The sequence below is a fragment of the Mycobacterium sp. 852013-51886_SCH5428379 genome, from assembly GCF_001665575.1.
Classification (GTDB): Bacteria; Actinomycetota; Actinomycetes; order Mycobacteriales; family Mycobacteriaceae; genus Mycobacterium.
On the sequence record NZ_LZSU01000034.1, the window covers coordinates 1 to 17,555 of the forward strand.

Sequence of the window (17,555 nt, forward strand, 5' to 3'; positions counted from 1 at the left end):
CGACCCTACGAGCCAGACACCAGGTGATCAGGAATCCAACCACCGCAATACGCGGCACCCCACCCTGACACTGACGCGACCCTATCCGGCGGGGTCGACGAGATCGGCGAACTCGTCGTGCTTCTCCACATAGTTGGCGACCAGCTTGCACACCGGCACGATGCGCATACCGGCGTCGCGCGTCTGCTGCAGCGCCTCGCCGACCAGGATCGTGGCCAGCCCCCTGCCCTCGAACTGCTTGTCGACCTCGGTGTGGGTGAAGATGCGCCGGCCGTCGCGATCGGTGAACTCGGCGAAGCCGACGGTGTCGCCCTCGACGCCGATGGTGAAGCGGTCGCTCTCCGCGGTGACGGTGGTGGATGCGCCGGTCTTGTCGGTGGTCACAGTGTCTCCTCGATGGTCTGTCCGATGGTTCTGGCCCCCACCGGTGTACCCGTCATCGCCCCGCGGATCCGCGCGAAATCGGAATCGCCGATCGCGAACAGGCCGAACCGGAACCGGTAGCCCCAGCGCTGCTTGTTCTCGATGAACTCGAGGTCGTCGATGAGGGGACGGATCGGCGTCTCGGTGGAGGCGAGAAAATCGACGTTGCGCCGCCAAGGCATGACGTCGGCGGACAGCTCCGCCTGATACGGCTCGTCGTCGACGACCTGCCCGATGGCGGTGAACGCCTGCAGTGGTGCGCCGTCGGGATATTCGAGACGGGGGGAGTAGAAGATGATCCAGTCGCCGCGGGCCACGCGGCGCAACGGTTCTGCCTTGCCGTGGCCCGCCTGGGTGAAGCGTCCGCGGACGCCGAGCAGGACATGGTCGCGGCTCACGGTGTTGATCCAGTTCGTCATGTCTCGAACGCTAGGTCGCGTCGCCGACAGATCCGGCCCCGCCGACTACGCCCCTGTGGATAACTCCATCGGCCTAGCATCACGGTGATGAGCCGACCCCGTGACGTGCTGACCGCCGAGGATGTTCGCGCCGCCGTCTTCGCGAAACCACCGTGGAACAAGCGCGGATACGACCCGAAGCCGGTGCATGACTTCCTGGCGCTCGCGGTGCGCCGCCTCGAGGGGCGCGGCTATCTCTGCGCCGACGACGTGCGCGGGGTGCGACTCCCGCGCGCACCGATCGGCAAGCGCGGATACGACATCGAGCAGGTGGACGGCTATCTCGCCGCGGTGGCCGACGCGGTCGCCGCGATGGACGACCGCTGAGGGGGAAGTAGGGACGGTGCCGCCATGGCGCCTCTCGGCGAGTGGTCGCTCGAAGCGACGAATGTGGTTGGAGCCCGGGGCATGCCCGGCACCGTCGCATCACATAACCGAGGGATGCGCCCAGCTATTCCTGAGCTGTCGTGAGGTCAGGCCGATTCGGGGAAGACCCGGCGGATCGCCCGGATCGGGTAGCCGTTGCGCTCGGCGAGATTGCGCAGCTGTTTGAGGGCGAAGGTCCGCCCGCGGCCGGCCTCGGGGATCACGATGCCCGCCCACAGGCCTTCGGCGCGCGGGAGTTCGACGGCGTCGCGGGCGCACATCCACCGGCGCGGGCAGCCGCGGCAGATCGCCTTGGCCTCGTCGTCGGCCGTGGTCGTCCAGCGTTCGGGGTCGCGCGTGCAGGCGCCGACCGGCGTTTCCAGGTAGGTGACGTTGTTCATGAGGACTCCTCTGCGTACCGGGCGGGCGTGCGCTCCGCGCGTTGCCGCAGAATCTATAACATGAACCGTAGCGATGCAACGGTTATGGATCGGCATGGAGCCGGAGGACGGCAATTTGAACCTGAACTGCACCCATAAACGTAGTTATGCAACGGTTGGGTGCCAGGACGACCGTAGCAATGACACCGAATCGGATGCCCCAAGTCGTAGCGCTGCAGCGGTCCACGGTTAGAATCGAGCCCAACAATCCGTCGAGCACGCAAGGATCGGCAACGTCCATGACCAGCGGGGAATCCGTCGGCGCGAGCGTCGTCGCCGTCGACCCCGGAATGGTCCGCGCCGGCGCCGCCGCGGCGGCCCGCCGCCGGGAGCTCAACATCAGCCAACGCCATCTGGCGGCCGAGGGCATCATCAACGCCGGTGCGCTCATCGCGTTCGAGAAGGGGCGCAGCTGGCCCCGGGAACGGACCCGCTCGAAACTGGAGGAGGTGCTCCAGTGGCCGCAGGGCACGATCGCGCGGTTGCGCGAGGGCGATCCGGTCGCCCGCCCAGCCGACCCCCCGCCCGCGACACCAGACGACGACGACGAAGTTCCCCTCATCGCGCAGGCGGTCGTCACGGCCGTGCACACCCTCGGGGCCGTCGCCGAGACCCTGCCGCCGGTCGACGACCCAGACTTCGTGCCGCGCGTGACGTCGATCCTGGCCGACCTCCGCCAGCTCGAGGCGGTCGCCGCCCGAGCCGCACGCATCAGCAAGGTCACCCCGGCGCTGATCAAGGCGCTCAGCTCGGTGCGCAGACGTATCGACGAGCTCACCACGCTCAGCGCGACCGCCCCCGGCGCGACGCTCGGCCAGCGGCTCTACGCCGCCCGCCGGCGGGCCAACCTGACCGTCGACGAAACCGCCCAGGCCGCAGGCGTTTCCAGCGACGACATCATCCGCGTGGAGGCTGAGTCGCCGGTGGACGGGGCGGTCGCGAGGTCGATCGACACCTTGATCGGACAGCTGGACTGATGCCGTTCCGTAGCCACCCGCGCACGCCGCGGCCACTACTGTCATCTCCGGACACACCGACCGAAAAGGGGCGCCAGGTGAGCACGGAGTACGCGGAGGTGCGGACATGACGTGGCCGCCGCCGCCGCCCGAGTCGGACCCGTGGGCCACCGAACCCGTCCCCGCCGACGACACCGCAGCGGGCCCGCCCCCCGAGCCCCCGCCCGAACCCGTCGCCGAGCCGATCGACCAGCCGGTCTTCGAACCCGAACCGGAACCGGTCGTCGCACCTGAGCAGCACGACCCCGCACCGCCGATCGACGCGGGCATCGACGCGGGCCAAGCCGTGACACCACCCCCGCCGCCGCCCCCAGAGGGCTGGTCGGGATACAGCCACGCGCCGCCCCCGGTCGTGCCGCGTCCGCAGGTGGCGCCGCCGCCGTCGAAGAAACCGATCTGGCTGACCGCCGCCGCCGTGGCGGGCATCCTCGTCGTCGGATTGCTCGTCTGGCTCGTCCTACCGTCCGGTGGTGACGACACAGCGGCGCCCGCGACCACGACTGACACACCGAGGCTGCCCACTCCTACCGCCGACGCGGCGGCCGAGGCGCGGCTGCTGGGGATGCTCCCGGCCGGCTATCGCTCCGGCGCCTGCGAGACGGTGGCGCCACCCGCAGGCGCGCGGGCAGCCGCACGGTGCGGACCCAACACCGACCCGGGCGGACCGGTGTCGTCGACGTACACGGTCGCCGAGGGCGGCGGCGCGCTCGACGCCGCCTTCAACGCCGTGGTCAACGGGTCGACCCGGGTGAACTGTCCCGGGAACATCCAGTCGCCGGGGCCGTGGCGTCGCAACGCCACTCCGCAGCAGGTCAGCGGTGTGTTGTTCTGCGGCATCCAGCAGAATCGGCCGGTGGTGGCGTGGACGAACGTCGACGAGTCGCTGGTGGTGGTGGCCCAGGCCGGCCCGCAGGGACCGAACCTCGATCAGCTCTACCTCTGGTGGAGCTCGCACTCCTGAAACGCAGAAGCGGGGCCGGTGAGACCGGCCCCGCCCATGCAAGAGATGTGCTGCGTCAGGGCAGCGGCACCGCCGTGGTGGTGGGCGCCGGCACGTAGTGCGGCACCTCCGCCGGATCGGCGTTGCTCACCGGCTGCGGCGCCGCAGTGGGAGCCGGGGCGGCAGGCGGAGCGGCCGGCGGCGCAGCCGGGGCGGGTTGGGTGCCCGCCGGGATCGGCGTACCCGAGCTACCCGCGGGAACCGGCGTACCGGCGCTTCCCGCCGGGACCGGGGTGCCCGCGCTGCCTTCAGCGATCGGCGTGCCGGTGCTACCCGGAACCGGGGCGACCTCGGCGGAGGCCGGAACCGGTGCGCCCGGCACGGCCGCCTCAGCGCCCGCGGCGGCCGGAGCCGCAGCGGCGTCCGAACCCTGCGGTGCGGCGGTGGTCGCCGGGTAAGACGAGGCCGGATAGGACGAGGTGGCGCCCGAACCCGAGGTCGACGGCGTGGCCGCCGGCTTCACCCACAGCAGCAGGTCCTGGGCGCCGTCGTTGTAGACGACGCTGTCGGGCTGCGCGCCGGTGACGTCGAAGTACAGCTTGCCGCTGGTCTGCTGGCCCTGCGCGATGGCGCCCGGGTTGACGCCCTGCGGGGTGGCGACCTGGAACAGCGCCCGGTAGGTCTGCCCGTCAGCGGCGCGGGCGTTGAAGTTCGACACGATCGGCTGTGCCGACCCCGCGATCGCCTGGTCGGTGGCGGTGGCCTCCCACAGGGTGCCGCGCACCTGGTACGGAATCGGGTCCGAGCTGGGCTGCAACCCGCTGACGGTCCAGCCCTGGGTGACCGCACCGGTCACGAGCTCGGCCTGCTTGCCGAGTTCGGTGGTCTGCGGGCCTACGGGTGCGGCGCCCACCTCGGCCGCGGCGATCGGTGCCGCGGCCACGGCGCCGGCGGCGGCAATTGTTGCTGCGAGAATCGTGGTCTTCTTCAAGTCGGTTCACTCCTGAGTCGTCTGACGGCCCAAATCCCCCGGGTCACGAGGTGCCCCAAACGCCAACGTAACAAACCTGCACGTTGCTGGACACCCTCGTAGCCGACCGCGGAGCGAAGTCAGCCCCGTTCCCGCGACCGGTCGTCGGTGACCGGGAAGTGCTCCGCCAGCGCCGCGGCGATCTCGATGAACTTGCGCCGGGTGGCCGGTGTCATGGCGCGCGTCCCGTCGATCACCCCGCCCGGTCGCAGCTGTCCGTCGAAGGGCACCTCCACCACGATCTGCCCGTGTCCGGAGAACTGCTGCGCCAGGATCGACCGCGTCCTCTTGTCGGCGTGGCCGTCAGAGTCGTTGAGCACCACCACCGTTCGTTGCAGCAGCCCGGTCATGCCGCGATGGGCGAGCCAGTCGAGCGTCTGCCCCGCGGCCGCGGCGCCGTCCACCCACGGCGACGACACGACGATCAGCGCATCGAGATCGCGCAGCACCTCCTGGGTGACCGGCGAGTCCATCGTCGAGCTGCAGTCGATGATCGAGAGGGAGAAGTACTTGTCCAGCCGGGTGGTCGCCTCGCGGTAGATCGCCGGGTCGAGGACCCGCCTGCGGGCGGGCGAGGTCTCGCCGGCCAACACGAACAATCCGGCGGAGTTGTTGCCGACCCGACTGCGGATGTCGGCGAACGACTCCAGATGCTGATCCGACGCCAGCTCCCAGTACGACCCCTGAGCCCTGGGATCGACGCGGCTGCCCAATTTGCCGAACGCGGTGTCGGCATCGATGGCCACCACGCGGTCGTCCTGGCGGAGTTCGGCGAAGACCGAACCGATACTGGCGGAGACGGTCGTCTTGCCGACTCCCCCCTTACCCATCACGCCGATCTTGTAATGGCCGCGCAGCACACCGCGGACCCGGTTCTCCAGCGCGATCTGGCGGAGCTCCTCCGGCGACTGACCGGGATTGATCAGCCCGAAGCTGACGCGGTGGACGAACCGCCGCCACCCACGGGCGGGTGGGGTGCGCTGCGGCCGGATCAGCTGTTCGGGACGGATGACGTCGGCGTACGACGCCGGCGGCTGGGGCGGGTGGGGCGGCTGCTGCGGATAGGGCTGGCCGGGCGGCGGGCCCGGCGCCCGGTGCGACTGCCAGGGCGGGGGCGGCGGTGCGCCGTAATGCGGGTCGCCGGGGTTCGGCTCCCGGAAGCTACCGCGCGGCCGGAGGGCCTCATGGACGACGGTGGGGGTGTCCGGGGTGATCACCGGCATCGACGGACCGGTGTCGGCGTCGTCGTCGTACGGATCCGGGCCCGGCCGGCCGGTGTCTCTGCTCAGGGCGTCATCGCGGTCGGTCATCACCCCAGTATCGGCCACGCCCGGCAGCAAAAGCGGCGCCCCGCATCCGGGCCGGTTCCCGGACCGCACCGGCCCGACCCTCGCGGGTGCGTCGGGGAGACCGATCACGCCGGACCGGCGCCACCGGATCCGCGGACGCCCGTGTTCGCTACTTCCGGATTTCGAACGGGTGATCGGGCCAGCAGCACCGCTGGGCACTTGCTGAGAACCGTCTGAGGGCTCGGGGTATGGCGCCGTCGGGGCCGGAAATCGCCGCCGGGACACCCGCCCCAGCGCTGGTAGGCTCGCATCCGGTGTCGATGCCGCACCCCCGCTCGTCGACCCGGTTCACCGCGCTCGGCAAACTGGCGCCACGGGTCGGGCGCCGCGGGGACCCGGACGTCGCTGTCCATCGGACGAAGTGTGGTGAGGGGGAGTCATGACGAACTCGGTCGGCGCTTCGACCTCGCACGCCACCCACTACGACGACGTCGTGGGGGTGGAGGTCACGATCGACGGCATGTTGGTCATCGCCGACCGGCTGCACACTTCTGACTTCCCACCCGCGCTCGGCATCCGGCTCAACATCCCCCAACCCGATCTGCGCGAGATCGTCTGGGAGCAGGTGGCGCGCGACCTGACCGCGCAAGGAGTTTTGAACTTCTACGGCGAACCGCATCCCGAGGTCGCCGCGATGGTGGACACGCTCAGCCGCTCCGACCGGGTGCTCGAGGGCCGGTGGTGGCGCCGCGACCTCGGCGGGAAGATGGTGCGCTTCGTCGTCTGCCGCAAAGGCGACCGGCACGTGGTCGCGGCGCGCGACGGCGACATGCTGGTACTGCAGCGCGTCGCCCCGCAGATCGGGCTGGCCAACATGGTGACCACCGTCCTGGGCAGCGCGCCGCCGGCCGACGTGGAACCGCTCACCGGAGTCGCGAGCAAGCTGGCCGAATGCCGTTCCGCCGAACAACTGCAGGGGCACGGCATCGCGCTGAACTCCGCGCGGGCCTACGCCGACATCATCAGCGAGCCCGCCAGCTGGGTCGAGATCACCGCCACCGAGCGTCATCCGGGCGGCACCCAGACCACCGCGACCGTCGCGGCGGGCGTCCTGGACTCCCGGCACGGACGCATCGTCTCGATTCCCCGGCGGGTCAGCGGTGAGCTCTACGGCTCGTTCCTCCCGGGCACCCAGGAGAACCTGCAGCGCGCCCTCGACGGGCTACTCGAATTCCTCCCGTCGAAGGCGTGGTTCGAACAGGCCGACGCCGCGAACGCCGACTGAGTGGGGCCCTCCATGGCGGGTGACGCACTTGGAGACGAAATGCCGGACGTCGGGGCGGACGGATATGTGTCCGACCTCGACGCGCTCGACGCGGTCGAACTCGGCACCATCGAGTTGGCAGCCGGCGATGGCCACGTCCGACAGCCGCGGTTCGCCGTGTCGAACCCGATGGGGAGCGTGACGGTGAGCGCGCACCCAGACGGGCACATCGAACGGGTCGACCTGTCCGGCCGGGTGGCGGAGATGACCGAGAGAGAGCTCGCGGAGGAGATAGTGGTGATAGCCGGACTGGCTTCCCAGGACGCCAAGTCGGCGCAGTACGTGACGATGCTGGAGGGGATGCGCGAACAGGGTCACGACGACCATGCGACCCGCGAGTTCCTGCAGCGAGATCTCGATCTGCCCACCCCGGAACAGGCCTGGACACGGCGCACCGAGGTGTTCTCGAGCAGGTATGCAGGTACCCATGAGTGATCATCTGACCGCCCTGTTCGGCAGCGCGGTGGGCATGCTCCCGACGGCGCCCGCGCGGTCCTACGAGTTGTTCACCGAGATCACCAACTACGACGAATCCGCGTGCGACGCGTGGGTCGGGCGGATCCGGTGCGGGGACCGGGAGCGGGTCACGCTGTTCCGGGCCTGGTTCTCGCGGTCCAACTTCGGACGGCTGGCCGGTTCGGCGGAAGTCACCATGAACGCCGTGGGCGCGAGGGTCCCGATCGGTGGCATCTTCGGCGCCGACATCAGTTACCCCGTCCTGTCCCCGCTGGCGCTCACGCTCGGCTTCGCCGTGCGTGAGGCGGCCGAGGGCAACCACGCCGACGCGATGGAGGCACTCGACGACGCCCCCGCGGCGGGCGCCGAACACCTGGTGTCCTGGGTACGCGCGGTGATCTACGCCTATGGCGAGCGCTGGACCGACGTCATCGAGCAGGTGCGCGGCGCGGAGGCCTGGCCCGACAAGTTCCTCGCGGCCGCCGCGGGTGTCGCCCAGGGGGTGGCCGCCGCGAACCTCGGATTGTTCACCGAGGCCGACCGCAAGCTCACCGAGGCCAACAACACCGCGGTGGGCCAGGCATGTGCGCCGGCGATCGCCTGGTATCTCGCGATGGCGCGCCGGGCCCAGGGCAATGAGGACTCGGCCATGGTGCTGCTGGAGTGGTTGCAGGCCAACCATCCCGCGCCGAGGGTCACCGCGGCGTCGCGCGACCCCAACTACCGCCTGGTGACCACCACACCCGAGAAGATCGCCGCCCGCACGGACCCGTGGGATCCGGCCAGCGTCATGGCCGACACCTCGGGCCGGGAGCGGCTGCTCGCCGAGGCGCAGGCCGAACTCGATCGGCAGATCGGGCTGAGCCGGGTCAAGGAGCAGATCGAGGCGTACCGCGCCGCCACGCAGATGGCGAAGATCCGCGCCGCTCGCGGGATGAAGGTCGCGCAGACGTCGAAGCACATGATCTTCACCGGCCCGCCCGGCACCGGCAAGACGACGATCGCGCGCGTGGTGGCCAACATCCTGGCCGGACTCGGGGTGATCGCCGAACCGAAACTCGTCGAGACCTCGCGCAAGGATTTCGTCGCCGAGTACGAAGGTCAGTCCGCGGTGAAGACCGCCCGCACCATCGACCGCGCCGTGGGCGGCGTGCTGTTCATCGACGAGGCGTACACGCTCGTGCAGGAACGAGACGGGCGGACCGACCCGTTCGGCACCGAGGCGCTGGACACGCTGCTGGCCCGCATGGAGAACGACCGCGACCGGCTGGTGGTCATCATCGCCGGCTACAGCGCCGACATCGACCGCCTGCTGGAGGTCAACGACGGTCTGCGGTCCCGGTTCGCCAACCGCATCGAGTTCGACTCCTACTCGGCCGAGGAGATCGTCGATATCGCGAAAGTGATTGCGCAGGCCAATGATTCGATCGTCAGCGACGAGGCGGCCAAGCGGGTGCTGGAGGCCGCGACGCTGTTGAGTCAGCGTTCGCTCGGCGACAAGCCGGCGCTCGACATCGCCGGCAACGGTCGCTATGCCCGGCAGCTGGTCGAGGCCGGCGAACAGGCGCGCGACATGCGGCTGGCCCGGTCGCTGGACTTCGAAAACCTGGGCGTCGACCAGCTCAGCGAGATCAGCGGTGACGACATGGCGGCGGCGATCGCCTCGGTGCACGCCCGACTGAATGTGAGCGGGTGAGCAGATGGCCGGCTTCCGTCTCACCACCAAGGTCCAGGTCAGCGGCTGGCGTTTCCTGCTGCGCCGGGTCGAGCACGCGATCGTGCGGCGCGACACCCGGATGTTCGACGATCCGCTGCAGTTCTACAGCCGCGCGGTGATGGCGGGCATGATCATCGCGGTCCTGATCTGCCTGGGCGCCGCGCTGCTGGCCTACTTCAAACCGCTGGGCAAGCGCGGCAGCGACACCCTGCTCGTCGACCGGTCGACCAACCAGCTCTACGTCGTCATGCCGGACAACGGTGAACTGCGGCCGGTCTACAACCTCACCTCCGCCCGCCTGGTTCTCGGCAACGCGGGAACGCCGGTGGCCGTGAAGTCCGAGGAGCTCGCGCAGCTGACGAAGGGGCAGCCGATCGGAATCCCGGGAGCGCCCTACGCGACCCCCGTCTCCGGTGCGGCCGAATCCATGTGGACCCTGTGCGACACCGTGACCAAGCCGGACAGTGCGGTGCCCACCGTCGAAACCTCGGTGCTGGTGCGGCCGGTGGTGACCGACGCCACCGTCGGCCCCGTGCGCCCCGACCAGGCGATGCTGGTGTCGTTCAAGGGCGGCACCTGGTTGGTCACCGACAGCGGCCGGCATGCGATCAACATGGCCGACCGGGCGGTCACCTCCGCGGTCGGCATCCCCGTCACGGCCAGGGCGACGCCGATCTCGGAGGGTTTGTTCAACGCGCTGCCCAACGCCGGGCCGTGGCAGCTGCCGCTCATCCCGCGCGCGGGTGAACCGAACGCCTCGGGGCTGGCGCCGAACCTGGTCATCGGCTCGGTGTTCGTCACCGTCTCCGAGTCCGACGAACAGCAGCACTACGTGGTGCTGCCCGACGGGGTGGCCCGCGTCAACGACACCACCGCCGCCGCACTGCGCGCCACCAACTCCTACGGGCTGGTCGAGCCGCCGATGGTGGAGGCCAGTGTGGTGGCACGTATCCCCGAACAGGTCTACGTATCACCGCTACCGGACAAGGCGCTCGACATCCTGTTGCGCGAGGAGGATCCGACGCTGTGCTGGTCGTGGCAGCGGGTCGCCGGTGACCAGACGCCCAAGACCACGATCATCGCCGGCCGGCGGCTCCCGATCGCAGTGTCGGCGCTGGGCAGCGGCATCGACCAGATCACCGGGGACTCGACCGTCTACGTCGACGGCGGGCAGTTCATCCGGTTGCAGTCCCCGGATCCGCGCTACGGCGAGAGCCTCTACTACATCGATCCGCAGGGGGTCCGCTACGGCATCCCCGACGAGGACACCGCGAAGAGCCTCGGGCTGACCGGTCCGCAGACCGCGCCCTGGCAGGTGGTCAGTCTGCTGGTGGACGGTCCGGTGCTGTCCAAACAGGCGGCGCTGCTCGAGCACGACACGTTGCCCGGCAATCCGGAGCCCCGCAGGGCCGGTGATCCCGCGGGGGTCGCCGGTGCGCAACCGGCATCCGGTCCAGGGGGAGGCGGCTGATGACGACCAAGAAGTACACCCCGATCACCAAACGCGGGCCTCGGCTGACGCCGGGGGAGATCACCGTCACCCCGCCCGACGACCTCGGGGTCGAGATCCCGCCGTCGGGGATGCAGAAGGCGCTGCCCTGGGTGATGGGCGGCTGCATGCTCGGGATGATCGCGATCATGATCTTCACCGGCGTGCGTCAGCTGTCGCCGTACATGCTGATGATGCCGCTGATGATGATCATGGGCACCGTCGGTTTCATGGCCGGCGGCGGATCGGGCGGTAAGAAGGTCCCGGAGATCAACGCCGACCGGAAGGAGTACCTGCGGTACCTGGCCGGGCTGCGCACCCGCGTCACGTCGTCGGCGGCCGCCCAGGTGACCTTCTTCAACTACCACGCCCCGCATCCGGACGATCTGCTCTCGATCATCGGTACCCACCGGCAGTGGTCGCGGCAGGCCAACAACGACTTCTACGCCGCGGTCCGCATCGGGCTGGGCGCCGAGGCCGCCGTCGACCGGCTACTCAAACCGTCGGTGACCGGTGACCTCGCCGGTCCGCAGGCCGCACCGCAGCCGCACCTGGAACCGGTCAGCCACATGTGGGTGACGAAGTTCCTGCGGACCCACGGTCTGATCCACGACTGCCCGAAACTCGTTCAGCTGCGCACCTTTCCGACCGTCGCCATCGGCGGCGACGAGGCGGGCGCGGCCGCGCTGCTGCGGGCGATGATCTGCCATCTCGCGGTGTTCCATCCGCCGGACCTGCTGCAGATGCGGGTGCTGATGGACAACCCCGAGGATTCCGACTGGAGCTGGGTCAAGTGGCTGCCGCACGTGCAGCACCAGACCGACACCGACGCCGCGGGCCCCACCCGCATGGTGTTCACCCGGCCCGACGGGCTGTCCGATCTGACCGCGCGCGGACCGCATACCGCCGACGCGGCCCCGGGCGGTCCGTACGTCGTGGTGATCGACCTGACCGGCGGCCGCGCGGGATTCCCGGTCGACGGCCGCGCCGGCGTCACCGTCCTCACGCTGGGCAACCACAACGGGTCGGTGTACCGGATCCGGGTCGCCGCGGACGGTACCGCCGACGATCGGCTGCCCAACCAGTCGTTCCGTCTGGTCACCGACACCACCGACCGGATGACACCCGGCCAGGCCGGCCGCATCGCGCGCAAGCTCGCGGGCTGGTCGATCACCGGCACCATCATCGACAAGAACGTCCGCGTGCAGAAGAAGGTCGCCACCGAATGGCACCAGCTGGTCGGCGCGCAGACGATCGAGGAGGTGACCCCGGCGCGGTGGCGGATGTTCAGCGACACCGACCGCGACCGGCTGAAGATCCCCTTCGGTCACGAGCTCAAGACCGGCGACATCATGTACCTCGACATCAAGGAGGGCGCCGAGTTCGGCGCCGGTCCGCACGGGATGCTGATCGGCACCACCGGCTCCGGTAAGTCCGAGTTCCTGCGCACCCTCATCCTGTCGCTGGCCGCCACCCATCACCCCGACCAGGTGAACCTCCTGCTGACCGATTTCAAGGGCGGCTCGACCTTCCTCGGTATGGAGAAGCTGCCGCACACCGCGGCGGTGGTCACCAACATGGAGGAAGAGGCCGAGCTGGTCAGTCGTATGGGTGAGGTGCTGACCGGTGAGCTCGACCGCCGGCAGTCCATCCTGCGCCAGGCCGGCATCCAGGTGGGCGCCGCGGGCGCCCTGTCCGGCGTCGCGGAATACGAGAAGCATCGCGAACGGGGCGCCGACCTGCCGCCGCTGCCGACGCTGTTCGTCGTCGTCGACGAGTTCGCCGAGCTGCTGCAGAACCACCCCGACTTCATCGGGCTGTTCGACCGGATCTGCCGGGTGGGCCGCTCGCTGCGCGTGCACCTGCTGCTGGCCACGCAGTCGCTGAACACCGGCGGTGTGCGCATCGACAAACTCGAACCCAACCTGACGTACCGGATTGCGCTGCGCACCACCAGTTCAGCGGAGTCCAAGGCGGTGATCGGCACGCCGGAGGCGCAGTACATCACCAACAAGGAGAGCGGGGTCGGCTTCCTGCGGGTCGGCATGGAGGATCCGGTCAAGTTCCACAGCGTCTACACCGGCACCCCCTACGAACCGACCAAACCCGTCCAGGAGGACGGGGAGGCGAAACCGCGGGCCACGTCGACGAACAAGGTGCGCATCCACCGCTTCACCGCGACGCCAGTGTTCGACACGGCGGTGACGCAGTGACCGCCCCGAGGCAGGCCGCGGAACAGAAGGTGCTGCGGGAGGTCGTGCTCGATCAGCTGACCACCGGCGAGATCCGCGCCTACCGGATGTGGCTGCCGCCGCTGACCGACCCGACCCCGGTCAACGAACTCGTCGAGCGCGACCACCAGCGCCGGCCCCTGCGGTTCGGCCTGGGCATCATGGACGAACCGCGCCGCCACCGGCAGGAGGTGTGGGGCGTCGACGTCTCGTCGGCGGGCGGCAACATCGCCGTCGGCGGGGCGCCGCAGACCGGCAAGTCGACGTTCCTGCAGACGCTGATGCTGTCCGCGGCGGCCACCCACTCGCCGCGCGACGTGCAGTTCTACTGCGTCGACCTCGGCGGCGGCGGCCTGATGTACCTCGAGGACCTGCCGCATGTCGGCGGTGTCGCGACCCGCGCGGAACCCGACCGGGTCAACCGCGTGGTCGCCGAGGTCAAGGCCGTGCTGCGGCAGCGCGAGCGCACGTTCAAGGAGTTCCGCGTCGGGTCGATCGCGTCCTACCGGCAGATGCGGCAGGACCCGGCCAATCCGGCCGCGGCGGACCCGTTCGGCGACGTCTTCCTGGTGATCGACGGCTGGCCGGCGTTCGTCGCGGAGTTCCCCGACCTGGAACCGGTGGTGCAGGATCTCGCCGGCCAGGGGTTGGCGTTCGGCGTCCACGTCGTCATCTCCACGCCGCGGTGGACCGAGCTGAAGTCCCGGGTGCGCGACTACCTCGGCACCAAGGTGGAGTTCCGGCTCGGCGACGTGAACGAGACCCAGATCGACCGCATCACCCGCGAGATCCCCGCCAACCGACCCGGCCGGGCGGTCTCGCTGGAGAAGCATCACCTGATGATGGGCGTGCCCCGCCTCGACGGGGTGCACAGCTCCGCGGACATCGTGCCGGCGATGTCGGCCGCGGTGTCCTACATCGCCTCGCAGCACACCGACCGCGCCCCTCAGGTGCGGGTGCTGCCGGAACGCGTCTACCTGCACGAGATCGATCCGCACCCGCCCACACCCGACGCCGACTACCGGACCCGGTGGACGGTGCCGCTCGGGTTGCGGGAGTCCGATCTGAGCGTGGCGTACAACCAGATGCACTCGACGCCGCATCTGCTGATCTTCGGGGCGCCCAAATCCGGCAAGACGACGATCGCGCACGCGGTGGCGAAGGCGATCTGCGCCCGCAACAGCCCCAAGCAGGTGCGGTTCATGCTGGCCGACTACCGGTCCGCGCTGCTCGACGCGGTCCCGCAGAGCCATCTGCTGGCCGCGGGGGCGGTGAACCGGAACCACGCCTCGCTGGAGGTGGCGATCAAGGCGCTGGCCCAGAACCTCAAGGAGCGGCTGCCACCGCCGGATCTGACCACCGCGCAGCTGCGGTCGCGGTCGTGGTGGACGGGCCCGGACATCGTGTTGCTGGTCGACGACTGGCACATGATCGTCGCCGCGTCCGGCATGTTGTCGCCGATGGCGCCGTTGGCCCCGCTGCTGCCCGCGGCCGCGGACATCGGTCTGCACATCGTGGTGACGTGTCAGATGAGCCAGGCGCACCGCGCGACGATGGACAAGTTCGTCGGTGCGGCCTACGGCGCCGGTACCCCGACACTGTTCCTGTCGGGGGAGAAGACGGAGTTCCCGTCCGCCGAGATCAAGCTCCGGAAACGTCCGCCCGGCCAGGCGCTGCTGGCCTCCCCGGACGGCAAGGAAGTGGTTCAGGCCGCCTATGTCGACCCTCCCGAGGACCCCCCTGAGGAGCCCCCGGCAAAAGATGTGTTCGCACCACCTCTGGGGGGCGGTTAGTATCTAACAAGAGCCGCAGCAACGTGGGAGCCACGCCGCTAGCAAAGGTTCGGGGGATGCGTCGGGTGACGGATGTGTAGATTCCACTCGCCGATCGCACGGCGTTTGTCCCGCTCAGCAGGTATTCGAGAAGGAGAAGCGCAATGCAACCCTTGGAGCACAACCCCGGCGCAGCAGGTGTCGGCGGACAGGTTGTCGCAAACGGCGCCCGGGGCCTGGCCGGCGGTACGGCAGCCACCGCGGCGGTGACCGCGCTGGTGCCCGCGGGCGCGGACGAGGTGTCGGCGATGGCCGCTGCGACGTTCGCCGCGGAGGGCGCCGAGACGCTCGCGATCAACACCTTCGCCCAGGAGGAGTTGTCGCGTGCGGGCGCCGCGTTCATCGAGATCGCCGGGTTGTACGCGGCGACCGACTCCGCCAACGCCAGCACGTTCTGACAGGTCGACCGGGCGCGTAGCGGAGAGTCCAGCGGAGTAACAAGAGATGCCAATCTCGGGTATCCCCCTTCCCCCGACCTGGGTGGCCATGCCACCCGAGGTCAACACGGCTCGGCTGATGCTGGGAGCGGGCCCCGCCCCGATGCTCCAGGCCGCTGCGGGCTGGGAAGGCTTCGCCCTGCTGCTGGAGACCCAGGCCGACGAACTCGCCGCCAGTCTGAGCAACCTCGCGTCCCTGTGGGGCGGCACTGCAAGTGAGCGCGCGATCGCCGCCACGACGCCCACGATCGCGTGGCTGCGCACCACGGCGGCGCAGGCGATGAAACGCGCACTGCAGGCCACGAATCAGGCAAACTCCTACACCGTCGCGATGGCAACCACCCCGCCGTTGCCGGAAATCGAACAGAACCACATCACGCACGGGGTGCTGGAGGCCACGAACTTCCTCGGCGTCAACACCGTGCCGATCGGGGTCAACGAGTTCGACTACTTCGTGCGGATGTGGAACCAGGCGGCCGGCGCGATGGACGTCTATCAGGCCGAGACACAGATGAACCTGTTGTTCGAGCCCATCATCCCGCTGAAGCCGATCGTCATCCCCGGCGTCGGGGAGAGCGGCGCCGCCGCATCGGCGGCCCAGGCCGCTGCACGTGCCCCGATGGGCGCGGCCCGCAACGCGGTCATCGCCAAGGTGAGCGCCCAGGGCAAGCTCGAATCGGCGAAGCTCGGTGCCGGACGGGCGATGGCGGTGGGGCACAAGGCCGGAGAGCAGGCACAGAGCACGACGCAGAAGTCCGAGGACGGCGCGGCCCAGCTGATGGGGTCGAGCCAGCAGCTGCAGCAGGGCATGCAGATGGGCGTCCAGATGGCCACGCAGGTCGGGTCGACGGTCGCCCAGATCCCCCAGCAGATGGGGCAGATGGTCCAGACGCCGATGCAGATGCTGACGCAGCCGCTGCAGCAGATGTCGTCGGTGTTCGGCCAGCTGGGTGGGCTGAATGAGCGCCCCGCCCAGATGGGGCTGATCGGGGCGAGCCCGCTGTCGAACCATCCGCTCGCCGGCGGATCGGGCGCGAGTTCCGGCTCGGGTCTGGTGCGGGCGGCGTCCCTGCCCGGGGCCGGCGGTACGGCGGCACAGACACCGCTGATGTCCAACCTGGTCGGCAAGGAGGTCGACTCCGCGAAGGTGCCCGTCGGGGCGGGCGTCGGACCGGGTGTGGTTTCGGCCGGCCTGGCACCGGTCGGCGGCGGGGCCGGCGGGATGGCTCCGATGATGGGTGCCCAGCAGGCCGCGAAGAGCGGGGGTTCCAAGACGGGGCTGACCGCACCGGCGCCGCTGGCGCACGACTTGAACGAGGACGAAGGCGACGACTGGTAGTCGTCACCACACCGACTTCCCGGTCGCACGGCCGGAAGACTCGCCATTTCCTTTGGTGAGGACACAGGAAAAGAAGGAATGTATCCAGCATGGCAATGAATACCGATATTGCTGTCCTCGCCAAGGAGGCCAGCAACTTCGAACGAATCTCTGGCGAGTTGCAGGGTGTCCGCGCGCAGGTCGAGTCGACGGCCGGCGGCCTGACCGCGATCTGGCAGGGCCAGGCCGGCACCGCGGTGCAGGCGGCGTTGCAGCGCTACCAGGAGGCAGCGCAGGCGCAGGTCCAGGCGCTCAACGACATCTCGTCGAACATCGCGATCTCGGGCACGCAGTACGGCTCGACCGACGATGACCAGGCCGCGGCGATCGCCGGCAACATGCAGATCAACGGCTGATCCAGCCGACGACCAGGAACGGAGACACCAATGTCACAACAGGTATGGAATTTCGGCGCCATCCGCGGCGGTATCAGCGAGGTCCAGGCCGCCGTCGGCGTGACCGACGGACTGCTCGACGAGGGCAAGGCGTCGCTCGCCGCGCTGGCGTCCATCTGGGGTGGTTCGGGTTCGGACGCCTACCAGGCCGTGCAGGCCCGCTGGGACAGCACCTCGGCCGAACTGAACGCCGCGCTGCAGAACCTGGCCCACACCATGGAAGAGGCCACCGGATCGATGGAGGGCACGGAGCAGGCCGTCACCGGCATGTTCTGATCACCCCGCGCGAGGTGGGTGGACGAGCGGGGAAGACCCCGGCCGTGTCCACCCACCT

At 69.7% G+C, this 17,555-nt stretch carries 18 protein-coding genes; 13 read left to right on the forward strand and 5 right to left on the reverse strand.

Translation table 11 applies throughout. The features are described 5' to 3' along the window. Positions 1-81 precede the first annotated feature (81 nt). Together A5757_RS13625 and A5757_RS13630 are read right to left on the reverse strand one after the other, a co-directional pair. Positions 82-384: a GNAT family N-acetyltransferase gene (locus A5757_RS13625; RefSeq protein ID WP_066834982.1), complete on the reverse strand. Its 303-nt coding sequence runs from the start codon at positions 382-384 to the stop codon at positions 82-84. Then, positions 381-842 (reverse strand): EVE domain-containing protein, encoded by a 462-nt coding sequence (locus A5757_RS13630; protein ID WP_066834983.1) that lies wholly within the window; start codon positions 840-842, stop codon positions 381-383. Before A5757_RS13630 ends, A5757_RS13625 begins: the two co-directional genes overlap by 4 nt. Before the next feature lie 87 nt (positions 843-929). On the opposite strand from A5757_RS13630, the gene A5757_RS13635 reads away from it, so the two are divergent. Next, on the forward strand, positions 930-1,208 hold the full coding sequence (locus tag A5757_RS13635; RefSeq protein ID WP_066834984.1) for a DivIVA domain-containing protein: 279 nt from the start codon (positions 930-932) through the stop codon (positions 1,206-1,208). A 146-nt stretch (positions 1,209-1,354) separates the two neighbouring features. Here the strand turns inward: A5757_RS13635 and A5757_RS13640 are convergent, their stop codons facing one another. After that, the gene (locus A5757_RS13640) at positions 1,355-1,648 is read right to left on the reverse strand and encodes a WhiB family transcriptional regulator (RefSeq protein WP_066834985.1); all 294 of its coding nucleotides are present in this window, start codon (positions 1,646-1,648) and stop codon (positions 1,355-1,357) included. A gap of 278 nt (positions 1,649-1,926) precedes the next feature. On the opposite strand from A5757_RS13640, the gene A5757_RS13645 reads away from it, so the two are divergent. Both A5757_RS13645 and A5757_RS13650 read left to right on the forward strand, forming a co-directional pair. After that, on the forward strand, positions 1,927-2,664 hold the full coding sequence (locus tag A5757_RS13645) for a hypothetical protein (RefSeq protein ID WP_066834986.1): 738 nt from the start codon (positions 1,927-1,929) through the stop codon (positions 2,662-2,664). 106 nt (positions 2,665-2,770) lie between these two features. Beyond that, a complete protein-coding gene (locus A5757_RS13650; RefSeq protein WP_066834987.1) occupies positions 2,771-3,664 on the forward strand; it encodes a hypothetical protein in 894 nt (297 codons plus the stop codon). A 55-nt stretch (positions 3,665-3,719) separates the two neighbouring features. Here A5757_RS13650 and A5757_RS13655 read toward each other — a convergent pair whose 3' ends face one another. Together A5757_RS13655 and A5757_RS13660 are read right to left on the reverse strand one after the other, a co-directional pair. Next, positions 3,720-4,634 (reverse strand): MPT63 family protein, encoded by a 915-nt coding sequence (locus A5757_RS13655; RefSeq protein ID WP_066834988.1) that lies wholly within the window; start codon positions 4,632-4,634, stop codon positions 3,720-3,722. Between the two features lie 119 nt (positions 4,635-4,753). Continuing rightward, entirely contained in the window at positions 4,754-5,983 is a 1,230-nt protein-coding gene (locus tag A5757_RS13660) for a MinD/ParA family protein (RefSeq protein ID WP_066834991.1), read from the reverse strand. 418 nt (positions 5,984-6,401) lie between these two features. On the opposite strand from A5757_RS13660, the gene A5757_RS13665 reads away from it, so the two are divergent. The 10 genes from A5757_RS13665 (at position 6,402) to A5757_RS13710 (ending at position 17,497) form a co-directional block, all read left to right on the forward strand. Continuing rightward, entirely contained in the window at positions 6,402-7,247 is an 846-nt protein-coding gene (locus A5757_RS13665) for an ESX secretion-associated protein EspG (protein ID WP_066834993.1), read from the forward strand. Positions 7,248-7,286: 39 nt separating this feature from the next. Then, on the forward strand, positions 7,287-7,721 hold the full coding sequence (locus tag A5757_RS13670; RefSeq protein ID WP_156618390.1) for a YbaB/EbfC family DNA-binding protein: 435 nt from the start codon (positions 7,287-7,289) through the stop codon (positions 7,719-7,721). Continuing rightward, complete coding sequence (gene eccA, locus A5757_RS13675; protein WP_066834995.1) at positions 7,714-9,438, forward strand: type VII secretion AAA-ATPase EccA; 1,725 nt, start codon at positions 7,714-7,716, stop codon at positions 9,436-9,438. Before A5757_RS13670 ends, eccA begins: the two co-directional genes overlap by 8 nt. Positions 9,439-9,442: 4 nt before the next feature. Then, positions 9,443-10,930: a type VII secretion protein EccB gene (gene eccB, locus A5757_RS13680; RefSeq protein WP_066834997.1), complete on the forward strand. Its 1,488-nt coding sequence runs from the start codon at positions 9,443-9,445 to the stop codon at positions 10,928-10,930. Then, positions 10,930-13,161, forward strand: coding sequence for a type VII secretion protein EccCa (eccCa, locus tag A5757_RS13685; protein WP_066834999.1), 2,232 nt, complete (start codon positions 10,930-10,932; stop codon positions 13,159-13,161). The genes eccB and eccCa overlap by 1 nt, the downstream gene beginning before the upstream one ends. Then, positions 13,158-14,972 (forward strand): type VII secretion protein EccCb, encoded by a 1,815-nt coding sequence (eccCb, locus tag A5757_RS13690; protein ID WP_066835001.1) that lies wholly within the window; start codon positions 13,158-13,160, stop codon positions 14,970-14,972. The genes eccCa and eccCb overlap by 4 nt, the downstream gene beginning before the upstream one ends. A 143-nt stretch (positions 14,973-15,115) precedes the next feature. Further along, the gene (locus tag A5757_RS13695; RefSeq protein WP_066835003.1) at positions 15,116-15,409 is read left to right on the forward strand and encodes a PE domain-containing protein; all 294 of its coding nucleotides are present in this window, start codon (positions 15,116-15,118) and stop codon (positions 15,407-15,409) included. A 46-nt stretch (positions 15,410-15,455) separates the two neighbouring features. Next, a complete protein-coding gene (locus tag A5757_RS13700) occupies positions 15,456-16,787 on the forward strand; it encodes a PPE family protein (protein ID WP_066835005.1) in 1,332 nt (443 codons plus the stop codon). Between the two features lie 89 nt (positions 16,788-16,876). After that, positions 16,877-17,182 carry a WXG100 family type VII secretion target gene (locus tag A5757_RS13705; RefSeq protein WP_066835007.1) on the forward strand — a complete coding sequence of 102 codons (306 nt, stop codon included), beginning with the start codon at positions 16,877-16,879 and terminating at the stop codon, positions 17,180-17,182. A gap of 30 nt (positions 17,183-17,212) precedes the next feature. Beyond that, positions 17,213-17,497 carry a WXG100 family type VII secretion target gene (locus tag A5757_RS13710; protein WP_066835009.1) on the forward strand — a complete coding sequence of 95 codons (285 nt, stop codon included), beginning with the start codon at positions 17,213-17,215 and terminating at the stop codon, positions 17,495-17,497. The last annotated feature ends 58 nt before the right edge of the window (positions 17,498-17,555 follow it).